The sequence below is a fragment of the Nocardioides sp. T5 genome, assembly GCF_048161455.1.
Classification (GTDB): domain Bacteria; phylum Actinomycetota; class Actinomycetes; order Propionibacteriales; family Nocardioidaceae; genus Nocardioides.
This window is the reverse complement of sequence record NZ_CP182415.1, coordinates 3,574,321-3,589,868: the sequence shown is the minus strand read 5'-3', so window position 1 is coordinate 3,589,868 and position 15,548 is coordinate 3,574,321. Positions and strand designations below refer to the sequence as shown.

Annotated in this window: 19 protein-coding genes and 1 tRNA gene; 15 read left to right on the top strand and 5 right to left on the bottom strand. The window is 72.0% G+C overall.

The features are described from left to right. Positions 1-12: 12 nt before the first annotated feature. From ACNKF0_RS17560 to ACNKF0_RS17545, 4 genes are all read left to right on the top strand, one after another. On the top strand, positions 13-531 hold the full coding sequence (locus ACNKF0_RS17560) for a glycine cleavage system protein R (protein ID WP_416954153.1): 519 nt from the start codon (positions 13-15) through the stop codon (positions 529-531). An 11-nt stretch (positions 532-542) separates the two neighbouring features. Beyond that, positions 543-1,100 carry a peptide deformylase gene (gene def / locus ACNKF0_RS17555; protein ID WP_416954152.1) on the top strand — a complete coding sequence of 186 codons (558 nt, stop codon included), beginning with the start codon at positions 543-545 and terminating at the stop codon, positions 1,098-1,100. Between the two features lie 17 nt (positions 1,101-1,117). Continuing rightward, positions 1,118-1,191 (top strand) — tRNA-Leu (locus ACNKF0_RS17550). A gap of 239 nt (positions 1,192-1,430) precedes the next feature. Next, complete coding sequence (locus ACNKF0_RS17545) at positions 1,431-2,282, top strand: Bax inhibitor-1/YccA family membrane protein (RefSeq protein ID WP_416954151.1); 852 nt, start codon at positions 1,431-1,433, stop codon at positions 2,280-2,282. Positions 2,283-2,415: 133 nt separating this feature from the next. On the opposite strand, the gene ACNKF0_RS17540 is transcribed toward ACNKF0_RS17545, so the two are convergent. Then, positions 2,416-3,468, bottom strand: a complete 1,053-nt coding sequence (locus ACNKF0_RS17540) for an SGNH/GDSL hydrolase family protein (RefSeq protein WP_416954150.1) — start codon at positions 3,466-3,468, stop codon at positions 2,416-2,418. 62 nt (positions 3,469-3,530) lie between these two features. Between ACNKF0_RS17540 and ACNKF0_RS17535 the strand changes: the two genes are divergently transcribed. From ACNKF0_RS17535 to ACNKF0_RS17515, 5 genes are read left to right on the top strand one after another with little or no spacing between them, the layout of a single operon-like run. Further along, on the top strand, positions 3,531-4,937 hold the full coding sequence (locus ACNKF0_RS17535; RefSeq protein ID WP_416954149.1) for a cystathionine beta-synthase: 1,407 nt from the start codon (positions 3,531-3,533) through the stop codon (positions 4,935-4,937). 11 nt (positions 4,938-4,948) lie between these two features. After that, positions 4,949-5,383: a hypothetical protein gene (locus tag ACNKF0_RS17530; RefSeq protein ID WP_416954148.1), complete on the top strand. Its 435-nt coding sequence runs from the start codon at positions 4,949-4,951 to the stop codon at positions 5,381-5,383. Between the two features lie 14 nt (positions 5,384-5,397). Beyond that, entirely contained in the window at positions 5,398-6,177 is a 780-nt protein-coding gene (locus ACNKF0_RS17525; RefSeq protein ID WP_416954147.1) for a TSUP family transporter, read from the top strand. 16 nt (positions 6,178-6,193) lie between these two features. After that, positions 6,194-7,237, top strand: coding sequence for a YihY/virulence factor BrkB family protein (locus ACNKF0_RS17520; RefSeq protein ID WP_416954146.1), 1,044 nt, complete (start codon positions 6,194-6,196; stop codon positions 7,235-7,237). Next, entirely contained in the window at positions 7,234-7,863 is a 630-nt protein-coding gene (locus tag ACNKF0_RS17515) for a YigZ family protein (RefSeq protein WP_416954145.1), read from the top strand. Before ACNKF0_RS17520 ends, ACNKF0_RS17515 begins: the two co-directional genes overlap by 4 nt. A 15-nt stretch (positions 7,864-7,878) precedes the next feature. On the opposite strand, the gene ACNKF0_RS17510 is transcribed toward ACNKF0_RS17515, so the two are convergent. Continuing rightward, complete coding sequence (locus ACNKF0_RS17510) at positions 7,879-8,223, bottom strand: YchJ family protein (protein ID WP_416954144.1); 345 nt, start codon at positions 8,221-8,223, stop codon at positions 7,879-7,881. A gap of 50 nt (positions 8,224-8,273) precedes the next feature. Between ACNKF0_RS17510 and ACNKF0_RS17505 the strand changes: the two genes are divergently transcribed. Both ACNKF0_RS17505 and ACNKF0_RS17500 read left to right on the top strand, forming a co-directional pair. Then, positions 8,274-8,825: a hypothetical protein gene (locus tag ACNKF0_RS17505; protein ID WP_416954143.1), complete on the top strand. Its 552-nt coding sequence runs from the start codon at positions 8,274-8,276 to the stop codon at positions 8,823-8,825. A 71-nt stretch (positions 8,826-8,896) separates the two neighbouring features. Next, positions 8,897-9,433, top strand: coding sequence for a DinB family protein (locus tag ACNKF0_RS17500; protein WP_416954142.1), 537 nt, complete (start codon positions 8,897-8,899; stop codon positions 9,431-9,433). Positions 9,434-9,437: 4 nt separating this feature from the next. On the opposite strand, the gene ACNKF0_RS17495 is transcribed toward ACNKF0_RS17500, so the two are convergent. Then, positions 9,438-9,821 carry a VOC family protein gene (locus ACNKF0_RS17495; protein ID WP_416954141.1) on the bottom strand — a complete coding sequence of 128 codons (384 nt, stop codon included), beginning with the start codon at positions 9,819-9,821 and terminating at the stop codon, positions 9,438-9,440. 96 nt (positions 9,822-9,917) lie between these two features. Here ACNKF0_RS17495 and ACNKF0_RS17490 point away from each other — a divergent pair, with 96 nt between their 5' ends. The 3 genes from ACNKF0_RS17490 to ACNKF0_RS17480 all read left to right on the top strand — a co-directional run bounded on the left by ACNKF0_RS17490 (position 9,918) and on the right by ACNKF0_RS17480 (position 11,837). After that, complete coding sequence (locus ACNKF0_RS17490; protein ID WP_299925573.1) at positions 9,918-10,400, top strand: GNAT family N-acetyltransferase; 483 nt, start codon at positions 9,918-9,920, stop codon at positions 10,398-10,400. 50 nt (positions 10,401-10,450) lie between these two features. Beyond that, positions 10,451-11,101 (top strand): response regulator, encoded by a 651-nt coding sequence (locus tag ACNKF0_RS17485; RefSeq protein ID WP_299925569.1) that lies wholly within the window; start codon positions 10,451-10,453, stop codon positions 11,099-11,101. A 124-nt stretch (positions 11,102-11,225) separates the two neighbouring features. Further along, positions 11,226-11,837, top strand: a complete 612-nt coding sequence (locus tag ACNKF0_RS17480; RefSeq protein ID WP_299925566.1) for a hypothetical protein — start codon at positions 11,226-11,228, stop codon at positions 11,835-11,837. Between the two features lie 84 nt (positions 11,838-11,921). Here the strand turns inward: ACNKF0_RS17480 and ACNKF0_RS17475 are convergent, their stop codons facing one another. Together ACNKF0_RS17475 and ACNKF0_RS17470 are read right to left on the bottom strand one after the other, a co-directional pair. Continuing rightward, positions 11,922-13,502: a GAF domain-containing protein gene (locus tag ACNKF0_RS17475; protein ID WP_416954140.1), complete on the bottom strand. Its 1,581-nt coding sequence runs from the start codon at positions 13,500-13,502 to the stop codon at positions 11,922-11,924. 16 nt (positions 13,503-13,518) lie between these two features. Further along, on the bottom strand, positions 13,519-13,959 hold the full coding sequence (locus ACNKF0_RS17470; RefSeq protein WP_299925559.1) for a pyridoxamine 5'-phosphate oxidase family protein: 441 nt from the start codon (positions 13,957-13,959) through the stop codon (positions 13,519-13,521). 175 nt (positions 13,960-14,134) lie between these two features. Here ACNKF0_RS17470 and ACNKF0_RS17465 point away from each other — a divergent pair, with 175 nt between their 5' ends. Next, positions 14,135-15,532 carry a sigma 54-interacting transcriptional regulator gene (locus ACNKF0_RS17465; RefSeq protein WP_416958574.1) on the top strand — a complete coding sequence of 466 codons (1,398 nt, stop codon included), beginning with the start codon at positions 14,135-14,137 and terminating at the stop codon, positions 15,530-15,532. The last annotated feature ends 16 nt before the right edge of the window (positions 15,533-15,548 follow it).

The following is a 15,548-nucleotide window of genomic DNA, read 5'->3' as shown; positions in this document are numbered from 1 at the left end:
CACAATGGCGGGGTGACCCTCCATGCCATCACCGTCCTCGGCCACGACCGTCCCGGCATCATCGCCGAGACCACCGACAAGCTCGCCGGACTGGGCCTCAACCTCGAGGACTCGACGATGACCCTGCTGCGCGGTCACTTCGCGATGATGCTCGTGTGCGAGGGCGCGGCGCCCGACGCCGAGATCGAGCAGGCCCTGGCGCCCCTCACCGCGGACGGCAGCCTCACCGTGACCGTCCGGGAGGTCCCCGCCGAGCACGCGGAGGCCGGCGCCGGGACCTCGTGGGTGCTGTCGGTCCACGGCGGGGACCGTCCCGGGATCGTGTCGGCCGTCGTCGCCGTCATCGCCGGTGTCGGCGGCAACATCACCGACCTCACCACCCGGCTCGCCGGTGACCTCTACCTGCTCGTCGCCGAGGTCGACCTGCCGGCGGACGCCGACGCGGCCGCCGTCGAGGACGAGCTGGCACGCGTCGCCGCCGACCTCGGTGTGGGCGTCACGCTCCGCCCGGCCGACACCGACGAGCTCTGAGCGCCACCGTCATGGCCGTCAACACCCGGGTCCTGGAGTGGACCGAGACCGACCTCGGCGTGACCGGGGAGCAGCGCGAGGTCGTCCGCGCGCCCGCGGCCGTGCTCTCCGCCGTCGGCGAGACGGTCGACCCGACCTCGCCCGACGTCGTACGCCTCGCCGCCGACCTCGTCGCCACGATGCGGGTCTCGCCCGGGTGCGTCGGCCTGGCCGCGCCCCAGGTCGGCGTGGGCGCCAAGGTGTTCTGCGTCGACGTGTCCGAGCACCCCAAGACCCGCGGGCACCACGGCACCTTCGTGCTCTGCAACGCCGAGGTCGTCTCCGGCAGCCGCAACGAGAAGGCGCGCGAGGGGTGCATGTCGGTCCCCGACTTCACCGGCGACGTCAAGCGCCCCAGCCGGATCGTCGTACGCGGCCAGCTGCCCGGCACCGGCGAGGAGGTCGAGCTCGAGACCGAGGCGTTCGAGGCGCGCGCGCTGCAGCACGAGATCGACCACTGCGACGGGCTGCTCTTCCTCGACCGCGCGGCCGGGGCGCACGCCGTCTACGCTCGGAAGACCTACCTCTGACCTGCTCGCAGGTCACCGCCCCGGTATCCCAACCGGTAGAGGAAGCGGTCTTAAAAACCGCACAGTCTGGGTTCGAACCCCAGCCGGGGCACCGAGCGCGTGGGGAACGAGCTGCAGCCTGATCGGTCGGATCGGCATGCGTCTGGTTCCCCAGCGGGCGCGGGCCATCCGCTGCGTACATCCTGAGAAGTTGCTGTGACGGGAACAGCGCGCCGCCGGCCCACGTTTGAAGTGGTGTCACCCCGGCTAGAGTGAGGTGACGCACCCGGGCGCCGTCACTGACGGCGTCGACCCTCCGGAGGTTCCGGAGGCGGCCTCCAAGGAGAGACCATGAGAAGCAACAACCCTGTCTTTGCCCGTTCCGAGGAGTTCAACCGAGCCTCTTCCAACTCCTACGGCAACCAGACCTACGCCGCTGGTGGCTCGTCCTACCCCGGCTACGGCGACACCGGCACCGACCCCTCGCAGTGGGGCACCGGCACGCCCGGGCAGGTGGACCAGGGCCGGATGACGGTCGACTCGGTCGTCCAGAAGACCGCCATCTCGGTCGCCCTCGTCTTCGCCGCGGCCTTCGCCACGTGGTGGTGGATCGGTGACGTCACCGACAACGCCGACCTGGGACAGGTCGGCATGCTGGCGATGCTCGGTGCCGGCGGCGCGTTCCTGCTGTCGCTGGTGAACTCGTTCAAGCGGATGATCAGCCCGGCCCTGGTGATGGCGTTCGCCCTCGCCGAGGGTGTGGCGCTCGGCGCGATCAGCGCGCTGTTCGAGGCCCAGTACCCCGGCATCGTGATGAGTGCCGTCCTCGGCACGTTCGCCGCCTTCGCCGGCACCCTCGCGGCCTACAAGTTCCTCAACATCAAGGTCGGCGACAAGTTCCGTCGCGGCGTCATTGCCGGCATGTTCGGCATGGTGGGCCTCGGCCTGCTGTCGCTGGTGCTCAGCCTCTTCGGCATCCAGTCGCCGCTCTACGGCAACGGCCCGATCGGCTTCCTCTTCGCCCTGGCCGGCCTCGTGCTCGGTGTGTTCATGCTGATCCTCGACTTCGACTTCGTGGAGAACGGCGTTGCTGCCGGCCTCCCCGAGCGCGAGTCGTGGCGCGCGGCCTTCGGCCTGACCGTCAGCCTGGTCTGGATCTACACCAACCTGCTGCGGATCCTCGCGATCATGCGTGGCGACTGACCCACCTGCCACACCGCACCACCCCGCCGGCCCGCTCGAGCTCAGCTCGCGCGGGCCGCCGGCATTTCAAGGCAGTGGTGCCAAGCAGGTGCCAGCGGTGAGCCAGGCAGGTTCTGGGCGGGCAGAACCTGCGTCACTCACCGCCGACGGGGGTGGAGGCCGAGGCGGGGGCGTCGTCGCCGGTCTCCTCGTGCTCACCGGGCGACTCGGCGTCGGTGGAGGGACGGCGGCGACGGTGGCGCAGCTCGACCCAGCGTCCGCGGAGGCCGCGCTGGGTGCCGCCGACCTCGGTGCCGTCGACCTCGGTGCCGGGCGTACGGGCGGCGCGCACGGCCGCGGCCGCGACCGGGAGGATGCCCTCGCGGCGGCGCGGCTCCGGGACGGCCTCGTCGGCGGGCAGGAGGTCGAGGGCTGCGAGGCAGGAGGGGATGAGCACCGACGAGAGCTGCTTGTAGCCGTCGGCGGACGGGTGGAAGCGGTCAGGACCGAACAGCAGGGCGGGGGCGGCGTCGAACTCCGGGCCGAGGATGTCGCCGACGGACACCGACCGGCCGCCGTTCTCCACGACGGTGATGGTCTGCGCGGCCGCGAGCCGGCGCGACCACTCGCGCGCCACCTGCTTGAGCGGCTGGGGGATGGGCCGGATCGTGCCGAGGTCGGGGCAGGTGCCGACGACCACCGCGATGCCCTCCTCGCGCAGGCGTCGTACGCCCTCGGCGAGGTGTCGGACCGACGCCGACGGCAGCACGGTGTGGGTGACGTCGTTGGCGCCGATGAGGACGACAGCGAGGTCGGGGTGGGTGCCGAGGGCGGCGTCGACCTGCTCGGCCAGCGCGCTGGACTGGGCGCCGACGACCGCGAACGAGCGCAGGTGCACGCGACGGTCGGCCTGGGCCGCGACCCCGGTGGCGAGGTGGGCGCCGGTGGTGTCCTCGACGCGGTCGACGCCGTAGCCGGCCGCGGAGGAGTCGCCGAGCAGGGCGATCCGGATGGCCGGGCCCGGCCGGCCGCGGCCGTACCAGCCCGTCGCCTGCGGAGGTACGTCGGTCGCGTTGCCGATCAGCCGCCGCGCGATCTTCGCCTCGGCGACCAGGACCCCGTAGAGCCCGGCGCCGAGCACGGAGAGTCCGCCGCCGCCCAGGGCGGCGGCCGATGCCAGCTTGCGTGCTGCTCCAGTTGCCCCCACGGCCCCGATGCTACGCAACCGGCAGTGACGGCTACGGACGAGTAGACGGCTAGATTGGCCGGGTGCAGTACGTGAACTCGCTCCTCGACCTGATCGGCAACACCCCGCTCGTCCGGCTCAGCCGGACCCTCGACCTCCCCGGAGCCGACGCAGGCGGCGACGCCGACGGCCCGCTGGTCCTGGCGAAGGTGGAGTACCTCAACCCCGGCGGCTCGGTGAAGGACCGCATCGCGTCGCGGATGATCGAGGCCGCCGAGGCCTCGGGCGAGCTGCAGCCCGGCGGCACGATCGTCGAGCCGACCTCCGGCAACACCGGCGTCGGGCTCGCGATGGTGGCCCAGCAGAAGGGCTATTCCTGCATCTTCGTGTGCCCCGACAAGGTCAGCGAGGACAAGCGCAACGTGCTCAAGGCCTACGGCGCCGAGGTCGTGGTCTGCCCGACCGCCGTCGCGCCGGAGCACCCCGACTCCTACTACAACGTGAGCGACCGGCTCTCCAAGCAGCCCGGCGCCTGGAAGCCCGACCAGTACTCCAACCCGCACAACCCCCGTTCCCACTACGAGACCACCGGTCCGGAGATCTGGGAGCAGACGGAGGGGAAGATCACCCACTTCGTCACCGGTATGGGCACCGGCGGCACGATCAGCGGGGTCGGGCGCTACCTCAAGGAACAGAACCCTGACATCCAGGTCATCGGCGCCGACCCGGCCGGCTCGGTCTACTCCGGGGGCACCGGTCGGCCCTACCTCGTCGAGGGCGTCGGTGAGGACTTCTGGCCCGAGACCTACGACCGGGGCGTGGCCGACCGCGTCATCGAGGTCTCCGACGCCGACTCCTTCGCCTTCACGCGCCGTCTCGCGCGCGAGGAGGCCATGCTGGTCGGCGGCTCCGCGGGCATGGCCGCCTTCGCCGCCCGCCAGGTCGCCCACGAGCTGGCCGCCGAGGGACGCACCGACGCCGTGATCGTCGTCCTGCTCCCCGACTCCGGTCGCGGCTACCTGACCAAGGTCTTCAACGACGACTGGCTCGGACAGTACGGCTTCGCCACCGGCGCACAGGCCGACCACCGCACCGTCGGCGAGGTGCTGCGCGGCAAGTCGGGCCAGCTGCCCGACCTGGTCCACACCCACCCGGGCGAGACGATCGCCGAGGCCGTCCACATCCTGCAGGAGTACGGCGTCAGCCAGATGCCCGTCGTCCGCGCCGAGCCCCCGATCGTGGCGGCGGAGGTCGCGGGGTCGGTGTCCGAGCGCACGCTGCTGGACGCCCTCTTCGCCGGCACCGCGAAGCTGACCGACCAGGTCGAGGACCACATGTCGCCGGCCCTGCCGACGATCGGCTCGACCGAGGCCGCGGCCGACGCCGTGCACCTGCTCGAGAAGGCCGACGCCGTGCTGGTCCACGAGGACGGCAAGCCCATCGGCGTGCTGACCCGGCAGGACCTGCTCACCTTCGTGGCCGCCTCGTGAGGCGCCCCGGCGTGAGGCGTGCCGCGACCGCGCTGGTCGTCCTCGCCTGCCTCGGTGCGCTCGGCGCCTGCGGCGACGACGGCGGCGACGGCGCGAGCACCGATCCGGTCGAGGTGGAGGTCGGCAAGGCCTTCACGTGGAACGGCTTCGCCGTCGAGGACGGCTGGGAGCTCACGGCGATCGAGCGCTCGGTCAGCATGGAGGAGGTGGTCACCCCGGAGGTCAAGGGCACGATCAAGAACACCTCCGACGAGGAGCGGGCCGCGCTGTTCGAGATGGTGTTCTCCGCAGACGGCTCCGAGCTGGCGACGGTCAACTGCTCGGCCCGCAAGATGCTCCCCGACCAGTCGCAGCAGTTCGTCTGCCCCGGCCTCAGCGCCACCATGCCCGAGGACTACGACGCGGTCGTGGTGCAGGAGTACGGCCGAGACACGACCTCCAGCTGACGTGGGGCCCCGACATGGGTGACCTCTCCGTCGAGGTCATCCTCTTCCTGGTGCTGGCCGCGCTGGCCGCGGGCTTCGTCGACGCGGTGGTCGGTGGCGGCGGCCTGATCCAGCTGCCGGCCCTGCTGCTCGGCCTGCCGGGTGCGTCGGTGGTGCAGATCGCGGCGACCAACAAGCTCTCCTCGTTCTGCGGCACCTCGATCAGCGCGGCGACGTACGTCCGGCGCATCCGTCCCGACCCCCGCACGTTCCTGCCGCTGATGGTCGCCGCAGGGCTGGGTTCGGCCGGCGGCGCCCTCGTCGCCTCGATGCTGCCGCGCAGCGCCTTCGACCCGATCATCCTGGTCGTGCTGGTGCTCGTCGGTGCCTACGTGTGGTTCAAGCCGAGCGTCGGCGAGCTCACCAACCTGCGGTTCCAGGGCGGTCAGCACCTCAGCGCCGTCGTGGTCACCGGGCTGGCGATCGGCTTCTACGACGGTGCGATCGGGCCGGGGACGGGATCGTTCTTCGTCTTCGCGCTGGTGGGCCTGCTCGGCTACAACTTCCTCGAGGCCTCCGCCAAGGCCAAGCTCGCCAACTGGGCGACCAACCTGGCCGCGCTCGCCGTCTTCATCCCGCAGGGCGCGGTCATCTGGGACCTCGCCCTGGTGATGGCCGCCGCCAACGTGACGGGCGGCTACGTCGGCGCCCGGACAGCGATGGCGCGCGGCGCCCGCTTCGTGCGCGTGTTCTTCCTCGTCGTCGTCGCCGGGTTCGTCGTCCGGCTCGGCGGCCAGCTGCTCGGCTGGTGGTGACGGTAGCCTCCACCTCGTGGGAGCGGTCTCGGCAGTCGACGGGTTCCAGCGGCGGCACCGGGTGCTCGGCTTCCCGATCGCCGTCGTCTACAAGTACTTCGACGACCAGGGCCCCTACCTCGCGGCTGCGCTGGCCTACTACGCCTTCATCGCGATCTTCCCGCTGATGCTGCTCGGCACCTCGATCCTGGGCCTGTTCCTGCGGGGTGAGCCCCAGTGGCAGGAGAGCATCCTCAACTCGGCCCTGGCGCAGTTCCCCATCATCGGCGACGAGCTCGGCCGTCCCGACGGGCTCCAGGGGTCGGTCGGTGGTGTGGTCATCGGTGCGCTCGCAGCCCTCTACGGAGCGATGGGCCTCGGCCAGGCCCTGCAGAACACGCAGCACGTGGCGTGGTCGGTGCCGCGCAACAGCCGCCCCAACCCGTTCTACGCGCGCGTCAAGACCCTGCTGCTGCTCCTCACCGCGGGCCTCTCCCTGCTCGCGGTGACGGTGGTCTCGACGATCGCGACCACGACGGACGTCTTCACCGAGCTGATCGGCGGCGGCCTCAAGGCGCTGCTCCCGGTCCTGACGGTGCTGGTGGTCGGCACCGGGCTGACCTACCTCTTCCGCTTCGCCGCCACCGGCCAGCACTCCTTCTGGCGGGCGGCGCCGGGCGGTTTCACGCTCGCCGTCCTGTGGCAGCTGCTGCAGATCGGCGGCGCGGCGTACGTCGACCGCGTGCTGGTCAACACGTCCTCGATGACCAAGACCTTCGGGCTCGTCCTCGGCCTGATCGGCTTCCTGTGGATCGGCGCCGTCATGGCCGTGCTGGCCACCGAGGTCAACGTGGTACTGGCGCGACGACTGTGGCCGCGGGCGCTGCTCACGCCCTTCACCGACAACGTCCAGCTGACCGTGGCCGACCGTGAGGCCTACGCCCTCTATGCCCGCATGCAGCGGCACAAGGGCTTCGAGAAGGTGATGGTCCAGTGGGACCCCGGTCCGGCGGAGCGTCCAGCGGACGACGCAGCCGAGGAACCGGCCGAGGACCCAGCCGAGTCGCAGCGACCGGCGTGACGTCCTACCTCACCATCGCCCGCGACGCCACCGCCGAGGTCGAGGACCGCGGCTCCCGCTTCCTGTGCACGCTGCGGCGGGTCGAGACCGAGGAGGACGCCCGCGCCCTCGTCGCCGCGCTCCGCCGTGAGCACGCGGACGCCCGGCACCACTGCTCGGCCTTCGTGCTGGGCCCGGACGGGGCGGTCCAGCGCTCGTCCGACGACGGTGAGCCTGCGGGCACCGCGGGTGCACCGATGCTGGACGTCCTGCGCGGCGCCGGGGTGAGCGACGTGGCCGCCGTCGTCACCCGCTGGTTCGGCGGCACCCTGCTCGGTGCCGGCGGCCTGGTGCGCGCCTACGGCGACGCGGTGCGCGCGGCCGTGGCACAGGCCGGCCTGCTGCGTCGCACGCTGCTCACCGAGCTCGCCCTGGAGCTCGACCACGCCGACGCCGGCCGGGTGGAGGGGGAGCTGCGCTCACGCGGCGTCGTCGTCCTCGACGTGGCGTACGACGCCCGCGTGCGGCTGCTGCTCGCGGCGGCGCCCGACGAGGTGGGCCGGGTGGGTGCGGCGGTCGCGGCCGCAACCGCGGGGCACGGCCACCTCGAGAGCGTCGGGGAGCGCTGGACCGACGCGGTCAGCTGACGCAGGCCTGTTCGCTCACGTGGCGTCGACGTAGCACCACCGGCCGGCACGTTGCTCGAACCTGCTGACCTCGTGCATCTCCCCGCCCTCCCAGGTCGCGACGAACTCGACGGTGTCGCCCTCCGCGGCCAGTACCCGGAGCCCGGTCCAGCGGGTGGCGGGGTCCGGGCGTACGTCGTCGGGCCGGGTGCGCGGGTGCCAGGTGCGGAAGAGGTGGTCGGCGTCCCCGGTGACGAAGGCGGTGTAGCGCGAGCGCATGAGCCGCTCCGGCGAGGTGGCCTGCGCGACGTTGGCGAGCAGCGGTCCGCAGCAGGCGTCGTACGTCTCGCCGGTCCCGCAGGGGCATGGCGTGGAGAACACGGGGCGACGATATCTGGCGCCGTTTGTGTTGCGGTGTAATCATGTAATACATGAAAACAGATGAGAGCCGTCGCGGTCGCCGCGGCGGGTGGCAGGTCGCCGACCTGCCGGACGCCTCCGACGCGTCCGAGTGGTTCCACGGGCGCCTGCCCGAGGCATGGTTCAGCGCGGTCGACGTCACCGTCGACCGTGAGGAGATCCTGGTCGTCGGCACCTTGGTGGTGGACAGCTCGGCCGACGACGTCAGCGCAGCCGAGGCCGAGGGCCGCATCGGCCGCTTCCGCTCCGAGACCAGGGCCGAGCGCATCGAGATCGCCCGCGAGGCCCAGGCGCGCTACGAGCGCAAGGTGTCGTGGGGGGTGCGGCTCGGCGACACCGAGGCGCTGTTCACCCATGTCGCCGCGCCGGTGATGACCCGGCTGCGTCAGCCCGAGCGTCGCGTGCTCGACACCCTGGTCGACGCCGGCGTCGCCCGGTCGCGCTCCGACGCCCTCGCGTGGTCGGTGCGCCTGGTCGGGCAGCACGCCGACGAGTGGCTCGGCCAGCTGCGCGACGCCATGGCGGAGGTCGACAAGCTGCGCGGCGAGGGTCCGACCCTCTGACCCACCCGGTCCGTCCGACGGTCGCGTAACTCGATGGCGGGGCCGCTCGGCGCCTCGATAGCGTCCCCGCCATGACGATCGCGCGGCCCGAGCCGACCTACCGCAACGACGAGGTCGGGATGCTCCGCTCGTTCCTCGACCACTACCGCGCGACCATCCGGCTGCAGGCGAGCGGGCTGACCGACGCGCAGCTCGACCAGCCGCTGCCGCCGAGCGACCTCACCCTGGGCGGGATGCTCGCGCACCTCGCGTTCGTGGAGGACTACTGGCTCTCCTACAACCTCGCCGCCCACGACCCGTCGCCGCCGTGGGACACCGCCCCGTGGGCCGACGACGCCGACTGGGACTGGCACATGGCCGCCGGTCGGTCCCACACCGAGCTCGACGCCCTGCTCGTCGCGGCGATCGAGCGCTCCGATGCATGCCTCGACGCCGCCCTGGCCGAGGACCCTGACCTCGGCCGGGTCGTCGCGCGCCCGCGACCGCCCGAGAAGGGCGAGACCGCCACCCTGCGCTGGGTGCTGGTCCACATGGTCGAGGAGTACGCCCGCCACGCCGGTCACGCGGACCTCGTCCGCCAGTCCATCGACGGCGCGACCGACGTCTAGTTCTCTAGTTCTCTTGATGCAGGCAGAGCATGTTGCCGTCCGGGTCCTTGAACCACGCCGCCTTCTCGGCGCCCATCACGCACACGTGGTCGACGGTCGTGAGGTCCGGCAGGTCGTAGTCCTCGAAGACGACGCCGCGCCGCTCGAGGTCGCCGATCTCGCCCGTGATGTCGTCGACCTCGAAGCTCATCGCGGTGCTCTCCGACGGACGGCTCTCGGGACGGGGGAGCAGCACGAGCGTGGAGCCGCCGTCCAGGGCGTAGAGGGCGCTGCCCTCGTCGTTGGTCCCGGTGTAGTCGAGCCCCAGGGACTCGGTGTAGAAGGTGCGGGCGCGGTCGACGTCGGTGACCGGCATCATCATCGCGACCGGGCGGTGCGTGAGTGACATGGGGTGCCTCCCTCTCGGCTGGTCACCCCCAGTGTGCGCCTGCCGAGGCGGGGTCGGGAGACTGCTCCAGACCGGTCGGACGGACAGGAGCACGAGATGGGGATCAGGGCGGCGACCGAGGCTGACTGGCCGGCGATCTGGCCCTTCTGGCGCGACATCGTCGAGGCGGGCGAGACCTACGCCTACCCGCTCGGTGCGACCTCGGACCAGGCCCGCGGCTGGTGGTTCGACGGCAGCCGGGTGACCGTCCTCGAGGAGGAGGGCCGCGTCCTCGGCTCCGCCAAGATGGGGCCCAACCGCCCGGGCCGTGGCGCCCACGTCGGCACGGCGTCGTTCATGGTCGACGCGGGTGCACGGGGTCGCGGCGTCGGTCGGCGCCTGGCCGACGACATGGTCGCCTGGCACCGCGAGCAGGGGTTCGCCGGCATCCAGTTCAACGCGGTCGTCGAGACCAACACCGCCGCGGTCCGGCTGTGGCAGGACCTCGGATTCGCGATCGTCGGAACGGTGCCCGGGGCCTTCGAGAGCGCGCAGCACGGCCGGGTCGGCCTGCACGTGATGTACCTCGACCTGGGCTGATCCCTGCCGGATGCGGCGCATTCGGGCTCGCGTCTGGTGGAATGGCCCTCATGGCCGACCCGATCCGCGTCTACCTCCTCGACGACCACGACGTCGTGCGTGAGGGCCTGAAGTTCCTGCTCGAGCAGCAGGAGGACATCGTCGTCGTCGGTCAGTCCGCGACGGCGACCGAGGCCACCGCCCGCATCCCCGCCATGCGCCCCGACGTCGCCGTGCTCGACGCGCGGCTGCCGGACGGCTCGGGCATCGAGGTCTGCCGTGCCGTCCGGGCGGTCGACCCCTCGATCAACGCGCTCATCCTGACGTCGTACGACGACGACGAGGCGCTGTTCGCCGCGATCATGGCCGGGGCGTCGGGCTACGTGCTCAAGGAGATCCGCAGCTCCGACCTGGTCACCGCGGTGCGCCACGTCGCGTCCGGTCGTTCCCTCATCGACCCCGCGATGACCGCGACCGTGCTGGAGCGGATCCGCAACGGTCCCGAGACGCCGGACGAGCTGGCAGCGCTCACCGACCAGGAGCGGATCCTGCTGGGCCACATCGCCGAGGGCCTGACCAACCGGCAGATCGCCGAGCAGATGTTCCTCGCCGAGAAGACGGTGAAGAACTACGTCTCGAGCATCCTCGCCAAGCTCGGGCTCGAGCGGCGCACGCAGGCGGCCGTGCTGGCCTCCAAGCTCCTCGGCGGGGCGTCTCGCTGAGCCGTCCCTCGGGTTAGGGACCTAGGTCCCGGCGACGCGGTGACCGGCGACCCTGCTGCCGCCAGCGTGGCCGCGGGACTCTGGTGGTGACCCAGAAACCCCACTCACCGAGGAGGAGATGACGATGAACGTCATCCACCGCCAGCACCACATCAGCGCCGAGGGCGTCACCACCTCGGAGACCGAGGAAGTCGCCCGCCCCGGCTTCACCCGCGCCCTCGCCACCCTGCGGATCGCCTTCGGATTCACCTTCCTGTGGGCTTTCCTCGACAAGACCTTCGCCCTGGGCTTCAGCACCGGAGCGCAGTACGCCGAGGACGGCTCCCGCGCCGGGATCGACTTCATGGCCCAGGACGCCGCCTGGCTCAACGGAGGCAGCCCGACCGAGGGGTTCCTCACCTTCGGTGTCCCCGTGGACAACCCCTTCCACTCCTTCTTCACCTCGCTCGCCGGTCAGGCGTGGGTCGACTGGCTCTTCATGATCGGCCTGCTCGGCATCGGCGTGACCCTCCTGCTGGGGGTCGGGATGCGGATCGGCACCGCAGCCGGCGCTCTCATGTACGCCTTCATGTACGCCGCCGTGCTCCCGCTGGAGAACAACCCGGTCGTCGATGACCACCTCATCGGCGTGATCGTGATGGTCGTCCTCGCCCTCGGCGCTGCCGGCACCACGTGGGGGCTGGGTCACTGGTGGAACCGCACCGGACTGGTACGGAAGTACCCCGTCCTGCGATGACACCAGGCCCTCACCGGACCCGGCGCCCTCCCGGCGCCGGGTCCTCTGGCGTGTCCGCCCCCTGACTGGCCGCCCCCGCCGGGCTCAGTGCAGCGGGACCCGCCACACGAGCACGGTGCCCCGCTCGCCGACGCGGGAGACCTCGAGCGTCCCGCCGAGGTCGTCGGCGCGTCGGCGCGCGTTGCGCAGGCCGCTCTCGGAGACCTCGTCCGGCATGCCGACGCCGTCGTCGGCCACCCGCAGCTCGAGGCGGTCGCCCACCACCCCGACGTCGACCTCGGCGCCGTCGGCGAGGGCGTGGCGGGCGACGTTGGACACGGCCTCCCGGAGCACCGCGAGCAGCTGGGCGCCCAGTGCGGGCGGGACGGCGGTGTCCACCGGCCCGGAGGTGCGCACGACCGGCGTGAACCCCAGCACCGGGACGTACTCCTTGACGAGCTTGCGGATCGCGGCGCGGAGCGAGTCGCCGCGGCGGTCCTGGAGCTCGAAGATCGTGCCGCGGATCGCCTTGATCGTGTCGTCGAGGTCTGCCACCGCCTTGTCGAGGCGCTCCGCGAGAGCGCTGCCGCCGGTCATCGCCGCGACGCCCTGCAGCTGCAGGCCCGTCGCGAAGAGCCGCTGGATCACGATGTCGTGCAGGTCGCGCGCGATCCGCTCGCGGTCCGAGATGAGCGCCAGCTCCTGGCGGTCGGCCAGCGCCTGGGTGCGGTCGAGGGAGAGCGCCAGCTGGTCGGCGAACCCGGCGAAGAGGTCGCGCTCCTCGACGTCGAGCAGGCCCGACCCGGGCTGGGCCACGGCGACCAGCGCGGAGACCGGCGCGAGGTGCGACCTCAGCGGTACGACGACGAGGGGGAGGTCGTCACCACCGGAGGTCGTCACCACCACCGCCCCGCCGCCCGCCTCGAGACCGGGGCGCGCGTCGGCGAGGAGGGCGGCAACCCGGGCGTCGTCCGCGGCGAGGTCCGGGGCGACGCTGAGCGTGTCGTGCTCGGGACCGAGCGAGGACCAGAGCGCCACGGCCCGCGCGTGGGCGACCTGGCGCGCCGTGGAGACGATCAGGGGGAGCACCTCGTCGAGGTCGACCGGCGGCTGGAGCAGCTCGGCGAGCTCGGCCGACGCCTCGAGCCACTGCCGCCGCCGCTCGCTCAGCGCGAACGAGCGCGCGTTGCTGATGACGTAGCCCGCCGTGCGGGCCAGCTCCTCGACGAGCTGCTCGTCGGCCTCAGTGAACGGGCCTCCGCCGGCCTTCTCGGTCAGGTAGAGGTTGCCGAAGACGGTACCCCGGATCCGCACCGGCATGCCGAGGAACGACCTCATCGGCGGGTGGTTGGGCGGGAACCCCACCGACGAGGGATGGGCGCTCAGGTCGGCGAGTCGCAGGCCGGACGGGTCCTCGATGATGACGCCGAGGATGCCGCGTCCTCTGGGCAGGTCGCCGATGAGCGAGCGGGTCCGCTCGTCGACACCGGTCGTGACGAACTCGACCAGCTCGCCGTCGCTGCCCAGCACGCCCAGTGCGCCGTACCTCGCACCGGTCAGCGCGGTCGCCGCCTCGACGATCCGCGTCAGCACGCTGGCGAGGTCGAGGTCGCTCGAGATCGCCGTGACGGCCTCGAGCAGGGAGCGGGCGTCGGCGTCGAGTGGGGAGGGCGAGGGGTGCGTCACGCGCACCAGTGTGCCGCTACGCGAGCCTCTGCACGGGGAGGTGCTCCCACGGGTCCCACCCGCCGCCGAGCTGGCGGCCGGTCACCTCGGTCCACGGGATGCGGACGACGAGGTTGCGCTGCCCGGTCGCCCAGGGGCGCGGCTCCCAGTGCCGGGCGATCTCCCCGAGCTCGTCCTGGTCGTCGACGAAGGACCCGCGACCCCGCACCACGACGCTCCAGCCACGCTTGAGCTCGTAGTCGAACTGGTCGACCTCGAAGCACAGCTGCGCGCCACGGCCGTAGGTGCCGAGCAGGCTGTAGGCGGTGGTGCGGATGAGGATCGACTCCCCGTCGACGGCGTAGTTCACCGGCACGATGTGCGGTCCCGTGGGGGTCCCGACCGCGACCCGACCCGCGACGCCGGCGTTGAGCAGGCGCGCGCAGTCCTCCCGGGAGAGGTCGTGGGTGGTGTGCATGGAAGCCTCCTTCAGCTCGTCTCCCAGCCTGCGCTCCGCAGCAGCGCGATCAGCAGGGCCGAAGGTCCCGCGCGGCAGGGTCCGGAGTCGCGTGATCGACGGGGCCGCCGGACTTCGAGCGCACTCGACGTTGACGGGCCGGTCTAGCGTGGAAGGCGTGACGGACGTGGACCAGATGCACCCAGCCCCCAGCACGCTCGGCCAGCTCCGGGAGAGCGGCCACCAGCTCAAGCCCCTGCGCCAGGAGCTGCGCGACAACCTGCTCGCACGGCTGCGGGACGGCGAGGACCCGTGGCCCGGGCTGCACGGCTTCGCCGACACCGTGATCCCCCAGGTGGAGCGGGCGCTGATCGCGGGCCACGACATCGTGCTGCTGGGCGAGCGCGGCCAGGGCAAGACCCGCCTCCTGCGTTCGCTGGTCGCGCTGCTCGACGAGTGGACGCCGGTCATCTCCGGCTCCGAGCTCGGTGAGCACCCCTACGAGCCGGTCACCGTCACCTCCCAGCAGGCGGTCGCGACCTACGGCGACGACCTGCGCATCTCGTGGCGCCACCGCGACGAGCGCTACGCCGAGAAGCTGGCGACGCCGGACACCTCGGTCGCCGACCTCATCGGCGACGTCGACCCGATGAAGGTGGCCGAGGGGCGGCACCTCGGCGACCCGGAGACCATCCACTTCGGCCTCATCCCGCGCAGCCACCGCGGCATCGTCGCGATCAACGAGCTGCCCGACCTGGCCGAGCGCATCCAGGTGGCGATGCTCAACGTGATGGAGGAGCGCGACATCCAGATCCGCGGCTACGTGCTGCGGCTCCCGCTCGACGTCCTCGTCGTGGCGAGCGCGAACCCCGAGGACTACACCAACCGCGGCCGCATCATCACCCCGCTCAAGGACCGCTTCGGCGCCGAGGTCCGCACCCACTACCCGCGTGAGGTCGAGCAGGAGATCGCCGTCATCGAGCAGGAGGCCGACCTCGTCGCCGAGGTGCCCGACTACCTCCTCGAGGTGCTGGCACGCTTCACCCGCCACCTGCGCGACTCCCAGTCGGTCGACCAGCGCTCGGGCGTCAGCGCGCGCTTCGCGATCGCCGGGGCCGAGACGATCGCGGCCGCTGCCCTGCACCGCGCCACCACCCAGGGCGAGGACGAGGCCGTCGCACGCGTCGTCGACCTCGAGACCGCCGTCGACGTGCTCGGCGGCAAGATCGAGTTCGAGACGGGCGAAGAGGGACGCGAGAGCGAGATCCTCACGCACCTGCTGCGCACCGCCGTCGCCGAGACGGTGCGCGCACACCTCGCCGGCATCGACCTGCGGCTGCTGGTCGAGGCCATCGAGGAGGGAGCGATGGTCAGCACGGGGGCCCGTGTCGGGGCGCGTGACTTCCTGGGCGGCCTGCCGGCGCTGCCGCCCACCGGTCCGGGCGAGTCCGACCTCTACGACGAGGTGTGCGACCGGCTCGGCGCCACCAACGACGGAGAGCGGGCCGCTGCGCTCGAGCTCGCGCTGGAGGGGCTCTACCTCGCCCGTCGGATCGGCAAGGACACCGATGCCGGTGAGACCGTCTATGGCTGATCGCTGCAAGGGGGCG